The sequence below is a fragment of the Ruegeria sp. HKCCD6119 genome, from assembly GCF_013110585.1.
Classification (GTDB): domain Bacteria; phylum Pseudomonadota; class Alphaproteobacteria; order Rhodobacterales; family Rhodobacteraceae; genus Ruegeria.
In genome coordinates, this window is the sequence record NZ_WVQV01000009.1 from 115,078 (window position 1) to 132,408 (window position 17,331).

Here is a 17,331-nt window from a genome sequence, read left to right on the forward strand (position 1 = left end):
TCAAGGCGCTTTTGTGAAAATCGCCATCAGCCCGGCAGATAGAACTCCGTAATCCCCCGCTTCCCCTCGGTTCGCCCGAGCTGCACGATCACATCGATGGATTTCCGGATGTATTCTCGTACCTCGGCGAAAGTCAGCGGGGTCCCGGCCTGTAGAACCATTATCGCTAGCCGGTCGATGGCGAGCTCTGCGGTTTCGGCGTGGATGGTGGAAACTGACCCGCCATGGCCTGTGTTGATCGCCTCGAGATAGGTCAGGGCCTCGGCCCCACGCAGCTCGCCAACGATGATCCGGTCGGGGCGCATGCGGAGCGATGCCTGCAATAGTGCGTTGGCGCTGCGTTGCGACCCGGCACCTCGGTCGGCCAGGAGGGCGACGGTGTTCGGCTGGCCGGGGAACAGCTCAAAAGCGTCTTCGATGGTGATCAGCCGTTCGTGCTCGCCCACATAGGTCAGCAGGTGGCGGGCGAAAGTGGTCTTGCCGGTCGAGGTGCCACCGCTGATCAGGACGTTGAGCCGCGCTTCGACAAGGGTCTGCAATGCGGCCTCGAGGTTCTCTTCGGCGAGTGTGGCGATGTCTTTCATTTTCTTGGCGCGGAGGGCATCGAGCGAGATGGCCTTGCCGAAGAGATAGGCAGGGGCGTAGTCCCGAACGCTGCCTGAGGCGAAGAGGCGGATCGTGATCGAGGCGCCGCGATCGATAGCGGGCGGCACGGCGACCTGAACCCGAAGCGGGCGGCCGGCATATTCCACCTTTCCAGAGACGAGCGGGTTCTTTTCAGAGACGCGGGCCTTGGCATCGCCAACGATGGTCTGGGCCATGTTGAGCGCGGTGGTCCGGTCCACGGTCTGACCTTCGTGGCGCATGGTGGCGTCGCCTGCGACCTCGAGCCAGACTTTGCCGTCCGGGTTGATCGCGATTTCGACGACGTCGTCGCGCCTTAGAAGGTCGCGGAACGGGTCGAGATAACGCTCGAGGTAGGAGGCTGGTGACGCCTGCTCCATCAGTAAATCACCACATCCCGGTCCACGAGCACAGTGACCGAGGCACCCTGATCGACATAGATCGTGGGCGCGATCGACACCTGGTCGGCGATGACCGAGCCGACCGCATCCTGAAGATCGCTGCCGACATCGCCCAGGACGATGCTGGTCGTTTCATTGTTGGCGCTTTCCGCCGCCACGGCCGGTGCTGCCCCGATCACGGAAATCAGCGCCGCCCCGCCGAAGCGCTCGGCGAATTTGGTATCGACAAGGCCGGTGAGGCCAGAGCGGCCAAGCTGGTCCCCGCCCACGGCGGCGATTTCCATCGAGGTGCCGTCCGGGGTCAGGACACGGGTCCAGAGGATCAGGATGCGCTTCTGGTGCATCTCGATCCCGGAGCGGTATTGGCCAAAAAGGCGGGAGCCCCGGGGGATCAGGATCCGGTCCCCGGAAAACGCCGAAACCGGCTCGGAGACCACCGCAACCACTGACCCGGGCAGATCGCTGTTGATGGCGGTCTGGAGCGCGGCCTGGATAACCGAGCCCTGGGTCAACGTGCGTTCGGGATGGGTGAGGCGCGCAGCCTCCTGCACCTCGAGCGGCGGCGCACTCTGCAGGAACGCCTCATTGCCCGAGAGGACCGGCCCGCCGGTGCCAGCGGCAGCGGGATCGGCCACCGCCGCCCCGCTTGTGCCGCCACGTGGGCCATCGGCGTAGACCACGGCCGGCGACTTGATCTGTGCGGTCAGAAGCTCCTCGGCAACCCTCTCGGCCTCGCGCAGGCGCTGCTCCTCTTCCTGACGGCGGCGTTCTTCGAGCAAGCGCTGATCGGCGATCAACCCTTCGCGGTCGAGCTCGGCCTCGAGCCCCTCGCGCTGTGCGCGCTCGGCATCCAGCATGGCCTGCAGACCCTCGATGCGGGTCTCTGTCTGGCGCTGCAGGTTGGCGAGCTCGGTTTCCTTTTCGGTCAAGGTGGCTTCAAGCGCGACCTTCTGCTCGTCGAAAGCTTCGCGCAGGTCCGCAACGGCGGACTGGATTTCCGAATTCCGCGCGGCCTGGCTGGCGGCGAGGGCCTCGCGCAGCTTGGCGATCTCGACCAGCACCTCGGCGCTCGCTTCAGGGGCAGGGGCCGCGGGCACGTCCAGCGCCTCCTCGACGGCGATCAGCGCGTCATTAACCCGTTGCTCGGTCTCGTCGGGCGGGAACTCTAGCCGCCCGCCGGTGCCGGGGCGACGGTCCTGAAAGGTCTCGACGTCGGAGGTCTCAAGCGCACTTTCGCCCTCTTGCAGGCCGGTCGCCAGGAAATACGCAACCCCAGCTCCGCCAAGGGCGAGGGCAGCGGCGAGGGCCCCAACCCCGAGGCTGTTGCCCCGGCGTTTGGATTTCCCGCGCTGGCTGAATTGATCAAGGCGGTTCTGAAGGTCGGGAGGGGTTTGATCGGCCATGGTCAGTTGCTCACGTAGATTGCGCTCTCGTCGTGCAAGGCGCAGATCGCCTCGTTGCCGATGCGCAGCGTCCAGTAGGTGTTCACCCCGAGCACGCGGACGGTATTGCCTTGCTGGGTCCAATTGACCGTGCGTTCACGGCCCTGGTCGTCGGCCTTGAAGAGGGCGGGCTGGCGGCCATTCTCCGGGAAGACGAAATACGTGTAGCGCCCGTCGTCATAAATATGGCTGGGGCGGAAGTCGCCTTCGCCCGAGACGCGGTAGTTGTAATTGCGCGGGGCCTCAAACCCCTTCGGTTGAGAGGCACCCGCCGCGCGGCGTTCCTCGTCGGGGTAACGGAAGCGCACCTCGAAGAACATGCCTGTGCGGTTCGGGATCGAGCCCTCGCGCAGGTGGAAGGAATAGGTGCGGCGGTTGGTGATCAGCGTCATGTTGGTGGAGGCATTGGCCACATGCGGTTTGATCGTGAGCACATTGCCGAGCTCGGGGATCGGATCGACCTGGAAGCTTTCGGTGTCGCCGACAATCACCGCCTCGAACCTCTCCCCGGCCCCGAAATGAATCGTGGTTGAATGCCGAAGATCGGTCTCGATCCGGTAAACCTGGTTTTCGTTATAGACGGCGGTGCGGATGCGGATGTCGAGCGGGCCGCCTTGCGGTGTGGCCTCGGCGAGGGCTGCAACAGGAAGGGCAAGCGCTAGGAGAAACGTGGTGAGGAGCGCGGGCAGGGAATTCATTTGGGTCAGTTCTCCAGGGTCTCGGCGTCGACGCGGTAGGAGGTCACCACGAAGCCCAAGGGGTTGGCCCAGACGTCCTGAAGGCGCTGGCGGGTTTCGGGTTGGAAGTCGTAGCCGACAGTGGCCACGTAGGACCGGGTGACGGTGCGGGTGTCGCGGGGGCGGCGCAGCGTGCGGGTGAAGCGGACCTGGGCCACGCCACGCTCGATCTGGTTCACCGATTTGATGACCACCTCGATCTTGGCGTCGCGGCCATAGACGGTGATCGGGTAGTCCTCATTGGTGGAGGACCAGAGATCGCGCAGCGTGCGGGCGGCGTCGCCACCCGAGCGATCGAGCACCGAGTTGATGCGCTGCTCGCCGTCGGTCAGGTCATAGGTCTCTCGATCGTCGACATAGGCCACGAGATTGGCCTGGATGATGGCGTCACTTTCCGAGAGCGTCAGCGCCTGCACGGCGGCCACGCGATCCATCTCGCCGGTCTCCTTGTCGACCACGACCACGAAGGTCTCGGTGGATTTGAGCGGAAAGAGGCTTGCGCCCGCGACCATGCCTGCCACGCCGACCAGCACGCCTGCCGCCGCAACGAACCAGGCAAAGCGCTCGCGCCGTCTTGGCCCGTAGATGAAATCCGCCTCGAAAGCGTCGCGGTCTGGCGCGGGGGAACTGGTCACAAGCTTCTTCACGTCAGTCGTCTTTCACATCAGGGTTTGCGGAAAGCCTTGGCGGCGGAGAGGAGCGCGCCGGGGCTTTGCCGGATCAACTCGCCGGTTTTCACCACGCCCGCATTGGCCATCTGGTTCAGCTCCTGCGGGGACTTGCCGGTGACGAGACGCGAGGCGGCACCCGCGCCATACTCCCGCGTATTTACGAACCCCTGCCGCGCGAGGCCGGTCAGCCCCACGGCATTCGAGGCAATGCCGACAACCCCGGTGAGGTTGGAGGCGATGTAGGGCACCGAGGCCATGATCCCGGCGCTGAGGATCAGGATGACGAGGAAGGGCAGGATCAGGCTGACGGTCTCGACATCGCCGGGATCGGCGGAAGCATCCCCGATGGCCTCGGCGATGGCGACGATGATGCCCGCCGCGCCTGCGGCGGCGACGGGCATGAGCGCATAGCCGATGGTGGCGCGGGTCCAGGCCTCGAAGAGGGACTGGGTCGGCTTGAAGAGCGAGGTCACGATCATGAAGGGGGCGATGACAATCATCAGCGCGAAGACGATGCGGGCGAAGGCGATGATGCCGGCGGTGACGGCGGCAAAGACGGCGGAGAGGACGAAGAAGATGGCACCCAGGACCGCGCCGAAGACCCAGCCCGCGCGATCACCAATCGTGTCACCATAGGCGGTGATGCGGGCGACCATGTTGTCGAGGCTCTCATAGACCCCGGCCTCGTCGCCCGAGCCGGTGAGCGCGAGGATCGAAGCGCCGACGGAGTCGGGCACCCGCGTGACGATGTCATAGATGACGCTGAAATTGTCCCAGCTCTGCGCGAATATGCCCACGAGCGCGATCTTCATGCCGAAAGCAAAGCCGGTGCCGAAGGGCAGGGGGCGGAGCTGCATAACTGCGTTGATCCCGAGGAGCACGACGAGGAGCGCGGCCCCGGCGGAGATCACGTCGCCGACGGCACCCGCCGAGGAGGCAAAGCCGTCCTGTGCCACGGTATCCACCGCGGCGTCGACCTGGCTCAGGATGTCGCGAATGACCCCCATCTATTCCGCACAGGCCTCCACAACTTGCGCCTCGAGCGCGTCCGCCTTGGCGTAGAGCTCGAGCACGTTGAAGGGCAGACGCGGGTTGTCCGAGGTCTGGAACCGGGGCAGGGCGGTGAGTGCCTGATCCCAGGTGAACTGGTCCAGCAGGCAGGTGCAGCTCTCCGAGGCGAGGGCCTCCTCGGCGATCAGGATGCGCAGGATCGCGCGGTAGCCGTTGCGGAGATAGGCCGTTTCCGCCAGATCGGCGGGCGGTTTCGGAACACGACATTCGTCGGCCCCGTCCCGCGCGATGGCCATCGAGTTGAAGGGTGTTTCGCCGGAAGGGTTCGTGCTCGTGGTCTGGGCCAGCGCGGCACAGGTCAGGGCACTCACGACGAGCGCGGCGAGACAAAGAGATCGAATTGGTGCCAAGCTGAGTCTAATGGTTTGCCTCATGGGTCGACCGCCATCGACCGGAACTTGCGCTCGTCCGCGAGGGTCGCGGCATCGACGACGCCAAGCTGGCCGGCGCTGACGCCTTGCGCCGCTTCAAGCCGCCAGATCTGGGTCAGGATGATGCCAAGCTCGGCGGTGACGCGGGTGTTGAGATCGACGGCGGCCTTCAGACCGTCCTGATCGTCGATGAGCCCGACCATGGTCTCGAGCCGTTCGAGGCTTTGGCCTGCCTCTTCATGGCTTTCCTGCGCGGCGACGGAGAGCATGGCGCTGGCCCCGGCCGAGGTGGCGATGCGATTGTCGGCCGGATGATCGGAGACTGAGAGCGTGCTCAGGCGCTCCGAGGTGAAGCCGCTGCCCGAAAGCACGCGCTCGACAGAGGCCGAGAGTTCCACGCCGGGATTGAAGCCGCTCAGGAAATCGCCGCTGGCCAGAGATTGCGCGGTACTGAGGGGGGCGACCAGCTTGCCGCGGAGCGCGCGGAATTCCTCGACCGTGGCGAAGAGTTCGCCCAACCCGCTGCCTTCAATGAGCGAGGTCAGTTGCGCCTCGAGGTTGGTGAGCTGCGAGAGCTGGGTTTCCAATTCCAGCCGCATGGTCGCGAGTTGCTGCATCTGGACATTCAGATCCTCTGCCATGTGCTCGAGTTGCGCCACGAACTGCTGAAGTGCCGAGCCGTCGAAAGTTGGCACACCTTGGGCGGTGGCGGGGCTGGAGACCCCGAGCGTAGTGACCGCGGCTACGGTCAGGAGAAGCTGTCTCATTCGGGAACTCCCATCTGCATGAAGTCGCGCTCGGCCAGCCGGTCCGCGACGAGGTGCTGCGCGAAGGCTGCCTCACGCTGCTGGTTCGCAGCCATGAGCCGGACGCGGAGGTTGAGGATGCGGCCGATCTCGGCCTTGGCGTAGGTGTTGAGTTCCCAGGCCGCCTTGGCATTGGGTTGCGCATCGATCTGCAGGATGATCGCGCGGAGGCGGTTGATCACTTGTTCGGTCGTGGCCGAACTGTCGGCGGCGTAATAGACGCTGGCTTCGGAGATGCTGGCATATTCGGCCAGAGCAAAGTCCGAGGGCGAGAGCGTGTCGAGTGCATCGGCGCCTCCGACCACGGCCAAGTATTCGTTGTAGAACTTCGAGATATTGCGCACGTAGCCTTGGGTCTCAGCAAAGGGCGGCACGCCCCCGTATTCGATGACCCGACCCGGCCCCGCGTTATAGGCCGCGAGCGCATGGGGGATGTTGCCGAAGCGATTGAGCTGGGTGGTGATGTAACGCGCGCCGCCGCGGAGGTTGTCTTTCACATCATAGCGGTCGACTCCAAGATCGGAGGCGGTGCCGGGCATGAGCTGGGTCAACCCGTAGGCGCCGACCGGGCTTTCGGCGGCGACATTGAAGCGGCTCTCCTGCTTGATCAGGGCCTGGAAGAGGCAGCGCCATTGGGTAGCCGAGAGACCGGCGCGGGCCACACCGGGGGCACTCGCGAACTCGCCCGCGACCTCGACGATCATCATCTCGACCGTCTCGCGGCCTTCACCGAAAAGGCGGTTGTTCATCGGGCTCGGATCGGTATTGGGATAGACCGCCGCCACTCCAAAATCCGCGTTTCCTTCGAGCGCGCGGATGTCGAAGCCGGGGCCGGTGATGGCCGCCGTCATCTCTTCGAGGACGCGCAGCTGGTCGGCCTGCACATCGGCCAGCGTGGACTCGGTGCGGTCCTTGTCCTGCTGGACGCCCAGATCCTCGGCCAGTGCCGTCACCCGCGCGATGGCGCGGCCGATCGTGGAATTGTCCTGCGTCGGCACGCCCTGGGCATGCGCGGGCAGGGCACCAAGCCCAAGGCAGAGCCCCGCGGATATGATCGCGACGCGGCTCATTCCGGACGGGGCAGGGGTTCGAAGGTGCAGTCGTGCTTCGCAGCCTCTTGAACTGGTGCGCCCATTGTCGAGAACGACAGGGCGGACCGCGTCACCTGCGGCTCGCCATTGCGGCCGAAGCAGGGCGAGGTTTTCTCGGTGTATTTTTCGCAAGCGGCGAGCAGGCTCGCGGCGGCGCAAAGCGCGAGGAAAGGTTTCATATTCATAACACGTGTCTCCAGAAATCGGGGTGGGCGCGCCAATCGGCGGGCACACGCGCCTCGCCCGTGGCACCGCCGCCAAGTATGGGAAGGAGGTCGCCAAGTGCGGAGAGGTCCGCATCGACGAAGACGCTGTCGCCGGCCGAGCGCACGAGCGCGATGCGCTGGCCGATGGTGGGCTGGACGAGGAGGGCCGCCTCTTTGGCGTTCACGCGAAGGAAGTCGTAATCGGAGATGGTGGCGCGATCGTTCGGGAAGAGGATCTGGGTGGGCACCGTCTCGACGATGGTCTTGCCGACGCGGCTGTCGCGCAGCTGGCTTGGATATTGCGTCATCATGATGACGACGCAGTTCATCTTGCGTAGCGTCACCAGCCAGTTTTCGAGTCGCGCCCCAAAGTAGGGATCGTCCAAGAGCTTCCACGCCTCGTCGAGTACGATGATGGTGGGGCGGCGATCCTCGACCACCCGTTCGATCTGGCGGAAGATGTAGGAGAGCACCGCCATGCGCTCGGTGGTCATGTCGAGGATCTCGGTCATGTCAAACCCGACGATGTCGCCCGTGAGCTTGAGACCCGCCCCGCGTTCGGGTTCGTCAAAGACCCAACCGTAGCGCCCACCCGGCGCCCATTCGGCGACGCGGCTTTGCAACTCGCCATCATCGTCGAGCGACTGGAACAGGGTCTCGAAACTGGCGAAGCGCTGCAGGGCCGCGCCCGCATCGGCGTTCTGACCGACCGCGCTCTGGATATGGCGGGATTGCTCGCCCGTGAGGGTTCCATTGCGTGTGAGAAGTGTCGCAAGCCAATCCGAGAGCCAGGCACGGCCGCGTTCGTCGGTCTCGGTGGCGAGCGGATTGAGACCCGTGGGAACGCCCGCGCGGATTTCGTTGTAGCGGCCACCAAGGGCGCGCACGGCCATCTCGAGGCCGCGATCCTTGTCGAAGAAGAAAAGCCGCGCGCCGACCCGTTGTGCTTGGGCTGCGAGAAAGGCTGTGGTCAGTGTCTTGCCGGTGCCGGTACGGCCCAGAACGAGCGTATGGCCGACCGTGGGTTCCTTGCTTGGGTCTCCCGCCTCGTGGAAGTTGAACCGATAGTTCGAGGTGCCGACCGTCGGCAGGACCGAGATGGTCTGGCCCCAGGGCGACTGATCTGGACCCCGCCCCTCGACGCTGCCATGCAGGGCCGCGAAATCAGCGAAGTTGATCGAGGAGATCGGCGTCTTGCGCGCGCGGTAGCCGAAATTGCCGGGGGATTGTGCGAAGTAGGTGGCTTTCAGCGCCATGTTTTCGCGCACGATCACCGACATGATTTCCTGGCCGACGCGCTTGATCTGGGCGGCGGCCCGTTCGAGCATGTCGCGATCCGGCGCATAGACGGCGATGGAAAGGTGATGATCGCCAAAGGCGATGCGCCCCGCCTCCTGGTCGTCGGCAGCCTGGCCCAGCTGTTCGCGCAGGGAGACAGCGGCATCGTCGGAGGCATGCATCTGGCGGATGATCCGCTGGATGCGCTCGGCCATGATGTTGTTCGGGATCGGGCTGAAGGAATTCGTCAGCACGATGTCGAGAGGTAGGTCGAGCGTATCGAGCAGCGTGACGTCGGTGAAGGCCGGATAGGTCTTCATCGAGAAGAGTGCACCGTATTTGATCTGACCGGTCACGGCGTCCGTCAGGGTGACGACGTCGCCATCAAAGGTCGCGCGGCAGTTGCTCAAGGTATGTGAAAGGGGCAGGGCGCTTTGCCCGAAGGCAATGGGGGAGAAGCTGCCCGCATTCAAGGTGTTGAGATAGCCCAGCCATTCGCCACCTGACTTTGTGAGCCTCACCGGATTGGCCGAAGCAAGCGCCACCTCGAAGAAGCCCATGACCTCGTTCAGTTCCTGAAGGCGCGTTGCGCGGTCCTTGACCCAGGCCTTGCGGGCCAGCGCCCGCAGGAGGGGAATACGCGCGGAGATGTCGGGGCGCCGGATCACGCTGAGATAGAGTTGGCGCTTGGCCGGGCGCAGGTCTTTGACATGGGCCTGCCAGCGGGCGTCGATTGCAGCGGCGAAACTGTCTCCCTCGATGGGATGTATCCCGAGATCCTGTGGGACCGAGATCCGGTGGATGTAGAAGCCGAAGGCGTTGCCGGTCTGGGCGACGATGGCGGCAACCGCGCGTTTGAGCGCGTCGAGCCGGGCGTCTTCGCTGGTCATCTGGTTCAGACCATCAAGGCGCAAGGTCGCCATCAGATCGCCCTCGCGCAGGACCATGACATCGTCATCGGCGAGGGTAAAATACGGCAGGTGTTCGGCGAGATAGCTCTCCCGCGCGAACTCCGCGCCGCCCGCTTGAAGGAGTGCCGTTCCGTGAGTGGAAAGTGTGCCCGCATCAAGCGCCAAAGCTGTCGCCTCCATGCAGGGCCCGCTTCTTCGTCGGGCGGACGGTGCCATTGGAGACGCGCAGAACCTCGAAAAAATGCGGCTCGCGGTCTGCGACGAACCACAGGATCGGATAGGCGACGAGACCAATCAGGAAGAAGACCATCGACTTCGTCCAGATGAACGGCAGAACGACCTCGGTCGCCAGAACCACGAGGTACCCTACGGGCAAGCCCAGATACTTGGGCGGACGGGCGAGGCCCAGAAAGAGAGGGGATCGTTCTGCCACTTCGATGCTTCCCTGCTTAGCAATGAAAATGAATCCGCAGGTCGGCTCGAGGCAGCGTTTGCGAAGCACAACGCGTTCGAGGCGACCGTAGGATGCGAGATTGCAGGGAAGTCATCAATCGGGCCTCTTCTCAGGAGAAGCCGTCGACGATGGTGCCGGCCGAGAAGATCAGCACGATCCCGATGATGACCGAGGCGAACCAGCCCCAGTTGAGCCGTCCCATCATGCACATGAAGCCGGTGCCGATGACCGCGAGCGTGGCGACAGCGATCCCGATCGGACCGGTCAGCGCGGCCTCGACGGTTTCCAGCATGGTCTGGATCGGCGACAAGTCTTGCGCGAAGGCAGGGCTTGCGAAAGCCGCCAGGGTTGTGGCGGCAGGCAAGAGGCGGCTGAGGCGATGTCGAAGCATGCGAAGTTCCCTTGTTTTACTGAAGATCGATGAGGACCGGAGCGCGCGCAGGCACCCGGGCTGCGACGCGGGTTTCTGGCGCGGAAACAGGTGTACCCGCGAGTCGGGACCGGATCCGGTGGATGCGCGCGATGTAGTCGCGGGTCTCGGCGAAGGGTGGAATGCCGGAATACTCGACCACGCGGTGCGGGCCCGCGTTATAGGCTGCGAGCGCCAGATCGATGTCCTTGAACGTGGCGATCTGCGCGAGCAGATAGCGTGCGGCGCCATCGAGGTTCTGGGACGGATCGCGCGGATCGACGCCGAGCGCGCGGGCCGTGTCCGGCATCAACTGCCCCAAACCGTAAGCGCCCTTGGGGCTGACGGCGTTCGTGTTGTAGCTGCTTTCCGCCTCAACCAGGGCGCGGAACAAGACCTGCCAGTCGTCGGCACTCAGACCAGCTAGGCGCAGGGCACGGTTCCCCTGGTGGCGGACGGCAGTCGTCCGGATAAGGGAGAGGATGCCGCCGCGACTGGAAGGCGGCGTGGCGTCCAGCGAGGCCAGAACGACTTCGGCCTCAGCGCTATCATCCAGCCCTGCCCAGGCAGGTCGTTCGCCATGAAAGGTCCAGCCGGATGTCCGCGCCGTGCCGTCGCGGCTGAAGGCTGTGACGTCAGCCGCGCTCCTCGAGGGTGAGCTCATAGTCAGGACCAAAGCGCAGATCGCGCCCGTCACCGAACTCGAGATGATGTTTGAAGAGCCCCGGCCATATGTTGAAATACCGCGGCTCGGGCCCGTGCGGGGTGATCCGGGTCGAGACCAGAATGGCTTCCGGCTCGCCCTCGCGCAGGTAGATGCACTGGTAGCGCGGCTTGCCATCGTCCGTGAACCCCACGAGTTCATACCGGCAGCGGAACGCGATGCCCTTCTCGGACAGGTCTTTGACACCATCGATGGTGATCAGGATCTGGTTGCGCGCTATCGGCATGTTCGGACTCTCCCCACGAGAGCCCTTCTACTTCACGACACTAAGGCCATAAAGTCATATGGAGTCAATACGACATATTGCAGAAGAATACAAATTGCAGGATAGTCGGTGCAACTTTTGCGGGAGAGCGACATGAAACGAGAGGCGATGGCAGCTGCAATGGGAGTGATGGCGGTGTTTGGCGCCCCTGAGAAGGCGCAGGCCTATGACATCGACTGCGCCATCATGCTCTGCATGGCGGGTGGTTTCCCCCCGAGCACCGTCTGTGCGCGCGCCTATCGCACCATGATCCGCCGCATCACGCCATGGCCGAGCCTGCCGCCCTTCGGAGTTTGCACCTTCGCCCATGTGCCAGTCGAACTGGGTGGCCCTGGCGGGGAGGGTAAACTCGACACTAGCCTCCCCGAATACGAGTGGCTGAACCGGACCCATGTGATCTGGTTTCGAGGGCGGTCTTACAAGGAGCGGGATATGCCTCGGCAGTGGGATTGGTCGATCCGCTCCTGCGATCGCGAGAACCAAACCTGTCGCTTCATCCAGCGTGTCTACGGGTCCCGCACGCCCTGGCCCACGACATTCGTCTCGGAAAGCGGTCAGGAGATTGCCTACCCGACCAGCGGTGGCCTATGGCACTTCTATTCCCGCAGCATCATGGTCGAATACGGCGACTACGAAGGCAACATGGGCCACTCGGAGTGGTTCTCCTACTGATCCGATTTCTTGGTCGTCTCTAGGGAGAACGGCCTTGCCTCTACTGACCGAAATTCAACACCATCTGGATCGACGAGCCAACGGCGGCTCACGGAGCCATCGTTCCAGCGGTAATCGGTAAAGATGTGGACCTCTGTTTGACCAGCCACAAGGTAGCCTTCTTGGAAAGGCCAGCCTGATTGTTTCTTTACCACTAGCTTCGCGCCACCGTTGCCTTGTTCATTTTGCTACCGTTGTTCATTAGAACTCTGACTTATCCGAGCAAAATGAGCGGCAGTCACCTTTGCCAGCTGAATCCAGCTTTCAAAAAATTCGGTTTCATTCCAAACCTTCATTCACTGTTATTGCCGAGGGAGGTGCTTTCCCGTTTTCACGATGGTTGAGGTCGCTCAAAAATGACTCGAAACCAACAAGAAAACTGCGAGTTCTGCTGCGGACCAGCGTTTCTATGTTCACCTGTGTCGGTGTCTTATAGATCCACCGCCGCACCCCGAGGTAGAAGATGCTCGAATGGAACCCCCAGATTAACTCCAGCGCCAGTTCATGGTCTTCTGGTTTCGAAAGTGCCTTTTGGCCCATGCTGACGAGTTGCTCATCAAGCAAGGGTTCAAAAATTCGTCTACGCAACATTGAAATATATCGCTGAGAAATGATCGGGTCTTCGAAGGCGGACAGTAGAAAAATGCGCACCCAATCTTTTTGAAGCACCACCTTTGAGTAATCTAATAGGTAGCGTTCCAGTCTTTCCTGGACGCTAAGTTGGCGATCTCTCAGAATCTCGTCCCATTCCGGGTTCCAACGTCCGACATAGACCCTCTCATAAATCTTCTCGATAATCTCTTCTTTGGTCGCAAAGTATCGGTATAGCAGACTTTGGCTGACGTTGAGGTGTCGAGCCAGTTCGCGGGTGGAGAATGCAAATCCATGATCCGCCACAAATTCGATCGCACCTGTAAGGATCAGGTGTTCTCTGTCCTGCGGGGAAAGGCGCGTGCGTTTTTTGGGGGCGGGTACTTGCGTGTCTGGGTTTTGCATCTTTTACTTCACGGTTTGGTGGTTCAGGTATTGCACAAATTTGCCCTGCCCAGGGATTGGGCAGGGCGTTGGGTTTACCTTAGTGCATAGGGCAGCCAGGTGGAAATGCTTGGTATGAATGCCACAATTATCAGAACCAAGATCTGCAAGCCGATGAATGGCATGACACCAAGATAGATATTTCGTGTCGATATGTCCGGGGGGGCGGCAGACCGGAAATAAAACAACGCAAATCCAAATGGCGGCGTCAGGAAAGAGGTTTGCAGGTTCAGTGAGATCAGAATGGCAAGCCAGATCGGATCAATCCCAGACATCAGCAATACAGGTGCGATTGTCGGTACGATGACAAAGATGATTTCGATGAAGTCGAGGATGAAACCCAATAGGAACATGACCGCCAGAACAACCGCCAGAGCAGCATAAGGGCCACCGGGAACGTTCGAGATCAGATGTTGCACCGCTTCATCGCCACCAAACCCGCGGAAGACCAGTGACAGCATGGCCGCTCCGATCAAGATCATGAACACCATCGAGCTCAGCCGAACGGTTTCGACGGCCGTGCTGGAAATCGCCCCCGACTTGAAGACGCGCAACAGAGCAACAAGGAAGTACCCAACGAAAATCAGAACCGGGATAGCGACACTTATGCGTTCTACCAAAATCGGCGCCTCGACATTGCCGAAAACCAGTTGCTTCAGAAATACAGCCGCCGCCAGAAAAAGAAGTGCAATGTTGGCGTGTTTTCGGTGTTCTGACCCAAATCCGGCCAGCAAAATGGCACCTGCAGCCCCAATCGATGCGGATTCCGTTGGCGTTGCAACTCCACCAAGGATTGAGCCGAGCACACCAAGGATGAGCGCCAATGGCGGTACCAACCTAACGAGCAGGGCCTTAACGGAAATCTTCATTTCCGCTGCTTCTGTTTCAGGCGGTGGTGGGCAAGTTTCCGGTCTGAAAAAGGTCAGCAACACTTGATAGATGAGGAACACGACCACCATCAGCAATCCGGGAACGATCGCGCCGGCAAACAGATCCGATATCGACACTGTGTCGGGTGAGAAATTGCCTTGGGCCAATTGGGCTTTTTGATACGCCGAGGAAATCGTGTCTGCCAGCAGGACAAGCACCAGAGAAGGAGGGATAATCTGACCGAGTGTTCCCGCCGCACAAATTGATCCGGCTGCCAAACGCGGCGAGTAGCCCCATTTCAACATTACCGGAAGGGACAGTAGGGCCATGGTTGTCACTGTTGCTCCAACGATCCCAGTGGAAGCTGCAAGAAGTGCACCTACCAGTGTTATCGCAAATCCGAGACCGCCACGACGTTTGCCAAACAGCCGGCCGATGCCGTCTAAGAGTTCAGAGGCGATGCCACTTCGCTCCAACATTGCCCCCATGAACACGAAAAGCGGTACTGCAAGTAATACATCGTTGGTCATTGCCGCGTATATTCGCTGTGGGATGGCAGCCAGAAATGAGGCGTCAAATTGCTGGAAGAGTACACCGATTCCCGCCAGAAGCAGAGATACGCCCCCCAGAACAAAGGCAACCGGAAATCCGGACATCAGGAAGATGAGCAGGCCCGCGAATAGGGCGAGCAAATAGAGTGTGTGAATGTCATCCATCGTGACGTCCTTTCGGTAGAATGCACCGTTTCAGGATCGAAAGGGCTTGCAGGATCAGGAGCAGCAAGGCGATAGGAATAACTGTTTTGAACAGGAAAACACCGGGCAAACCTGATGCTTCTCGTGATCCTTCCAATGCGGACCAGCTGTTGAGCACGTAATCCTTGGATGCCCAAAGCATGAAGATGCAAAGCGGCAAGAGGAAAAACAGAATTCCCAAGGCATCAATGATGCACCTGCGTCGTGCCGAAAACGTGTGATACAGCATATCGACACGTACGTGCCGATCTGAGGCTAGAGCGTCGGCCATAGCAAGCATGAACATGGTCCCAAAGAGGTAAAGGATCGCCTCCTGGGCCATCACGGATCCCGCATCAAAGAGGTATCGTGCGACAACCACTGCAAATTGGAGCAAAACCATTGCAACGGCCATCCATTTACTAATGGTTCCTGTCCAGGCAATGACCTGTCCTAGCGCTCCCGTTCGCGCCATATGTGTTGTTGATTGTTCCATATCATTTTTCCCGGTCCCCGCTGTAGAGCAGGAGAGCCATTTGTTGGAGGGCAGGGATGCAAAGCAAGGTGATCCGATCCGGGAGAAAGAGGTCCAATCCCCGGATCGGATCAGCTGACCACAAGGGTGGACAGGGGTCAGCTATCACTGGGCTTCTCAGCCCTGTTTTAGGCGCGCGTTTGCGTAGTCACCAATTTCGCCCCACTGGCGTTGGTTTTCGCGGAAGGCGATCCAGCTTTCGTGAACCTTTGTGGCCATTGGGCTTTTTGCAGCGCTTTCAGCGAGCACTTCCGGGGCGATGCGTTGCATCTCTTGGACAATGTCCGAGGGCCATTCGTGCAGTTGCACGTCATGATCATTCACAAGCGTGTTCAGTGCATCCAGATTTCGAGCGTTGTATTCAGCAAGCGAAGTGACATATTCCGCATCAGCGGCGTCCTGCATGATGGCCCGCTCGGTGTCGCTGAGGCCTGCCCAAACTTCGGCGTTCACATGGGATGACAGCGTATGCCCCATCTCGTGGAAGCCAGGGTAATAGTAGTGTTTTGCCGCGCGGTGAAAGCCGAAGGCCAAGTCATTCCATGGGGCGATCCACTCAAGCCCGTCGATTGTACCGGATTGCAGCGCTGTAAACAGCTCGCCACCGGGGATGTTCACCGGAGTCGCCCCAAGCCGGGACAGCATCTGCCCGCCCAGACCGGGATACCGGACGCGAAGGCCCTGAAGATCAGCGGCGGTTTCAATCGGGTTCTTAAACCACCCGCCCATTTGCGCGCCGGTGTTTAGGTTGGCAAGCGGCTTGACACCATGGGCTGCACCCAACTCGTCCCAAAGCTCCTGACCACCGCCGAATTTCAACCAAGTGAAATGCTCATCGGCGGTCAATCCAAACGGAACAACCGCAAAATACACAAAGGCTGGGTCCTTTCCGAACCAATAGTAAGGCGTGTCATGGGTCAGATCGCCCGCGCCCGATGCTACAGCGTCCAGAACCTCAAATGGCGCAACAATTTCACCGGCTCCGTACACTTTGATGCGCAGCTTGCCTTCACTCGCATCTGACACGCGTTTTGCAAATCGCTCAGCGCTGGTTCCTAGGCCGGGAAAATTTTTTGGCCAGCATGTCAGCATCTTTAGCTCTGTCCCGCCCTGAGCAAGGGCGGGAGCCGCGAGCGCTGCAGCTCCTGTGGCCGCCGTCGCAGTCTTGAAAAATTTTCGTCTTGTGACCTTGAAGCTCATCACGTTTCCTCCCTGATATATGATGATCAATCGATCAATAGAAATAGCTAGAAGACGCGTCAACAAAAAAATACTTGTGTTAGAAAGGGAAAAGATGTGTATCACTAAAGATCATGTGAACTATAGGAGAGAGAAATGGCTGACATATCCTGCTTGGAGCAATACTCCAAATGGGCACCAGACAAGAGGCAAGAGATCGTTGAAAACTGGACGAATCGTCAGGTTGGATCGCGCGTAGTCTCTGAAACCGACACGTTGCGAATCTGGCATCTGGAACTTCAACCAGGAGAACGCGCACCGTTTCACCGCCATGAGGAATCCTACTTCTGGACGGTGCTTGGGGATGGGAAGTCCCGCTCCCACTATCATGATGGAGAAATCAGGGACACTGACTATCGGGCAGGAGACACACAACACTTCGACCTTCGAGAAGGAGACTTTTTTGTTCACGACCTCGAAAATATCGGAGAGACTCCTCTCGTTTTTGTAACTGTCGAATTCAAGGCCTGAACTTAGGCCCGACTGGCATTCCCAAACGATGCCGGGCCTACTCAATTCCCAAAGAAAGAGCGCTTGGAAATGATACATACGGTTCATAACGCATTCACGGGTGAGACGATTGCTGGAGTTGAACTGAATACTTGGCAAGACGTGGACAAGGCGCTTGATCGAGCGAACGTGATCCATCGAACAAATACGGCGGGTTTGCCCGTTTGGCGGAGAATTGAGATCTTGGAGCGTTTGGCAGCGAGGATTCTAGAATGTCGTGAAGAACTTGCCCTGCA

The 17,331-nt window shown here is 60.7% G+C and carries 21 protein-coding genes; 3 read left to right on the forward strand and 18 right to left on the reverse strand.

What is annotated here, in order from left to right; all coding sequences use genetic code 11:
- Positions 1 to 26 precede the first annotated feature (26 nt).
- From GS611_RS17120 to GS611_RS17185, 14 genes are all read right to left on the reverse strand, one after another.
- Positions 27 to 1,004, reverse strand: a complete 978-nt coding sequence (locus GS611_RS17120; RefSeq protein WP_171637510.1) for an ATPase, T2SS/T4P/T4SS family — start codon at positions 1,002 to 1,004, stop codon at positions 27 to 29.
- Positions 1,004 to 2,428, reverse strand: coding sequence for a TrbI/VirB10 family protein (locus GS611_RS17125; RefSeq protein ID WP_171119987.1), 1,425 nt, complete (start codon positions 2,426 to 2,428; stop codon positions 1,004 to 1,006). The genes GS611_RS17120 and GS611_RS17125 overlap by 1 nt, the downstream gene beginning before the upstream one ends.
- A gap of 2 nt (positions 2,429 to 2,430) precedes the next feature.
- A complete protein-coding gene (locus GS611_RS17130) occupies positions 2,431 to 3,165 on the reverse strand; it encodes a TrbG/VirB9 family P-type conjugative transfer protein (protein WP_171119988.1) in 735 nt (244 codons plus the stop codon).
- Positions 3,166 to 3,170: 5 nt separating this feature from the next.
- Complete coding sequence (locus tag GS611_RS17135) at positions 3,171 to 3,851, reverse strand: type IV secretion system protein (RefSeq protein WP_171119989.1); 681 nt, start codon at positions 3,849 to 3,851, stop codon at positions 3,171 to 3,173.
- A 17-nt stretch (positions 3,852 to 3,868) separates the two neighbouring features.
- Positions 3,869 to 4,882 carry a type IV secretion system protein gene (locus GS611_RS17140; RefSeq protein WP_171119990.1) on the reverse strand — a complete coding sequence of 338 codons (1,014 nt, stop codon included), beginning with the start codon at positions 4,880 to 4,882 and terminating at the stop codon, positions 3,869 to 3,871.
- Entirely contained in the window at positions 4,883 to 5,257 is a 375-nt protein-coding gene (locus tag GS611_RS17145) for a hypothetical protein (protein WP_371732289.1), read from the reverse strand.
- Between the two features lie 59 nt (positions 5,258 to 5,316).
- Positions 5,317 to 6,084, reverse strand: coding sequence for a type IV secretion system protein (locus GS611_RS17150; RefSeq protein WP_171119991.1), 768 nt, complete (start codon positions 6,082 to 6,084; stop codon positions 5,317 to 5,319).
- Positions 6,081 to 7,193, reverse strand: coding sequence for a lytic transglycosylase domain-containing protein (locus GS611_RS17155; protein WP_171119992.1), 1,113 nt, complete (start codon positions 7,191 to 7,193; stop codon positions 6,081 to 6,083). Before GS611_RS17155 ends, GS611_RS17150 begins: the two co-directional genes overlap by 4 nt.
- A complete protein-coding gene (locus GS611_RS17160) occupies positions 7,190 to 7,399 on the reverse strand; it encodes a hypothetical protein (protein ID WP_171119993.1) in 210 nt (69 codons plus the stop codon). Before GS611_RS17160 ends, GS611_RS17155 begins: the two co-directional genes overlap by 4 nt.
- Complete coding sequence (locus GS611_RS17165; protein ID WP_171119994.1) at positions 7,396 to 9,789, reverse strand: type IV secretion system protein B4; 2,394 nt, start codon at positions 9,787 to 9,789, stop codon at positions 7,396 to 7,398. Before GS611_RS17165 ends, GS611_RS17160 begins: the two co-directional genes overlap by 4 nt.
- Positions 9,764 to 10,042 carry a VirB3 family type IV secretion system protein gene (locus GS611_RS17170; RefSeq protein ID WP_171637513.1) on the reverse strand — a complete coding sequence of 93 codons (279 nt, stop codon included), beginning with the start codon at positions 10,040 to 10,042 and terminating at the stop codon, positions 9,764 to 9,766. Before GS611_RS17170 ends, GS611_RS17165 begins: the two co-directional genes overlap by 26 nt.
- A gap of 130 nt (positions 10,043 to 10,172) precedes the next feature.
- Entirely contained in the window at positions 10,173 to 10,454 is a 282-nt protein-coding gene (locus GS611_RS17175; protein WP_171119996.1) for a TrbC/VirB2 family protein, read from the reverse strand.
- A gap of 16 nt (positions 10,455 to 10,470) precedes the next feature.
- Positions 10,471 to 11,136 (reverse strand): lytic transglycosylase domain-containing protein, encoded by a 666-nt coding sequence (locus tag GS611_RS17180; RefSeq protein ID WP_171119997.1) that lies wholly within the window; start codon positions 11,134 to 11,136, stop codon positions 10,471 to 10,473.
- The gene (locus tag GS611_RS17185) at positions 11,108 to 11,422 is read right to left on the reverse strand and encodes a hypothetical protein (RefSeq protein ID WP_050524067.1); all 315 of its coding nucleotides are present in this window, start codon (positions 11,420 to 11,422) and stop codon (positions 11,108 to 11,110) included. Before GS611_RS17185 ends, GS611_RS17180 begins: the two co-directional genes overlap by 29 nt.
- A gap of 132 nt (positions 11,423 to 11,554) precedes the next feature.
- Between GS611_RS17185 and GS611_RS17190 the strand changes: the two genes are divergently transcribed.
- On the forward strand, positions 11,555 to 12,133 hold the full coding sequence (locus tag GS611_RS17190) for a hypothetical protein (protein ID WP_171119998.1): 579 nt from the start codon (positions 11,555 to 11,557) through the stop codon (positions 12,131 to 12,133).
- A 318-nt stretch (positions 12,134 to 12,451) separates the two neighbouring features.
- Here GS611_RS17190 and GS611_RS17195 read toward each other — a convergent pair whose 3' ends face one another.
- From GS611_RS17195 to GS611_RS17210, 4 genes are all read right to left on the reverse strand, one after another.
- On the reverse strand, positions 12,452 to 13,168 hold the full coding sequence (locus GS611_RS17195) for a TetR/AcrR family transcriptional regulator (RefSeq protein ID WP_171119999.1): 717 nt from the start codon (positions 13,166 to 13,168) through the stop codon (positions 12,452 to 12,454).
- Positions 13,169 to 13,242: 74 nt separating this feature from the next.
- Positions 13,243 to 14,793 (reverse strand): TRAP transporter large permease subunit, encoded by a 1,551-nt coding sequence (locus GS611_RS17200; protein WP_171120000.1) that lies wholly within the window; start codon positions 14,791 to 14,793, stop codon positions 13,243 to 13,245.
- Positions 14,786 to 15,307, reverse strand: a complete 522-nt coding sequence (locus tag GS611_RS17205; RefSeq protein ID WP_216598322.1) for a TRAP transporter small permease subunit — start codon at positions 15,305 to 15,307, stop codon at positions 14,786 to 14,788. Before GS611_RS17205 ends, GS611_RS17200 begins: the two co-directional genes overlap by 8 nt.
- 156 nt (positions 15,308 to 15,463) lie before the next feature.
- A complete protein-coding gene (locus GS611_RS17210; RefSeq protein WP_171120001.1) occupies positions 15,464 to 16,546 on the reverse strand; it encodes a TRAP transporter substrate-binding protein in 1,083 nt (360 codons plus the stop codon).
- 135 nt (positions 16,547 to 16,681) lie between these two features.
- Between GS611_RS17210 and GS611_RS17215 the strand changes: the two genes are divergently transcribed.
- Entirely contained in the window at positions 16,682 to 17,056 is a 375-nt protein-coding gene (locus GS611_RS17215) for a cupin domain-containing protein (protein WP_170456186.1), read from the forward strand.
- Between the two features lie 69 nt (positions 17,057 to 17,125).
- A partial coding sequence (locus GS611_RS17220) for an aldehyde dehydrogenase family protein (protein WP_171637515.1) occupies positions 17,126 to 17,331 on the forward strand: 206 nt, incomplete at its 3' end.

Bases quoted from the DNA above. Each gene is read 5' to 3' on its own strand.
- GS611_RS17210 (WP_171120001.1), bottom strand. From the start codon at position 16,546: ATGAGCTTCAAGGTCACAAGACGAAAATTTTTCAAGACTGCGACGGCG.
- GS611_RS17195 (WP_171119999.1), bottom strand. From the start codon at position 13,168: ATGCAAAACCCAGACACGCAAGTACCCGCCCCCAAAAAACGCACGCGC.
- GS611_RS17140 (WP_171119990.1), bottom strand. From the start codon at position 4,882: ATGGGGGTCATTCGCGACATCCTGAGCCAGGTCGACGCCGCGGTGGAT.
- GS611_RS17155 (WP_171119992.1), bottom strand. From the start codon at position 7,193: ATGAGCCGCGTCGCGATCATATCCGCGGGGCTCTGCCTTGGGCTTGGT.
- GS611_RS17175 (WP_171119996.1), bottom strand. From the start codon at position 10,454: ATGCTTCGACATCGCCTCAGCCGCCTCTTGCCTGCCGCCACAACCCTG.
- GS611_RS17120 (WP_171637510.1), bottom strand. From the start codon at position 1,004: ATGGAGCAGGCGTCACCAGCCTCCTACCTCGAGCGTTATCTCGACCCG.
- GS611_RS17125 (WP_171119987.1), bottom strand. From the start codon at position 2,428: ATGGCCGATCAAACCCCTCCCGACCTTCAGAACCGCCTTGATCAATTC.
- GS611_RS17180 (WP_171119997.1), bottom strand. From the start codon at position 11,136: ATGAGCTCACCCTCGAGGAGCGCGGCTGACGTCACAGCCTTCAGCCGC.
- GS611_RS17130 (WP_171119988.1), bottom strand. From the start codon at position 3,165: ATGAATTCCCTGCCCGCGCTCCTCACCACGTTTCTCCTAGCGCTTGCC.
- GS611_RS17215 (WP_170456186.1), top strand. From the start codon at position 16,682: ATGGCTGACATATCCTGCTTGGAGCAATACTCCAAATGGGCACCAGAC.
- GS611_RS17150 (WP_171119991.1), bottom strand. From the start codon at position 6,084: ATGAGACAGCTTCTCCTGACCGTAGCCGCGGTCACTACGCTCGGGGTC.
- GS611_RS17190 (WP_171119998.1), top strand. From the start codon at position 11,555: ATGAAACGAGAGGCGATGGCAGCTGCAATGGGAGTGATGGCGGTGTTT.
- GS611_RS17200 (WP_171120000.1), bottom strand. From the start codon at position 14,793: ATGGATGACATTCACACACTCTATTTGCTCGCCCTATTCGCGGGCCTG.
- GS611_RS17205 (WP_216598322.1), bottom strand. From the start codon at position 15,307: ATGGAACAATCAACAACACATATGGCGCGAACGGGAGCGCTAGGACAG.
- GS611_RS17160 (WP_171119993.1), bottom strand. From the start codon at position 7,399: ATGAATATGAAACCTTTCCTCGCGCTTTGCGCCGCCGCGAGCCTGCTC.
- GS611_RS17165 (WP_171119994.1), bottom strand. From the start codon at position 9,789: ATGGAGGCGACAGCTTTGGCGCTTGATGCGGGCACACTTTCCACTCAC.
- GS611_RS17185 (WP_050524067.1), bottom strand. From the start codon at position 11,422: ATGCCGATAGCGCGCAACCAGATCCTGATCACCATCGATGGTGTCAAA.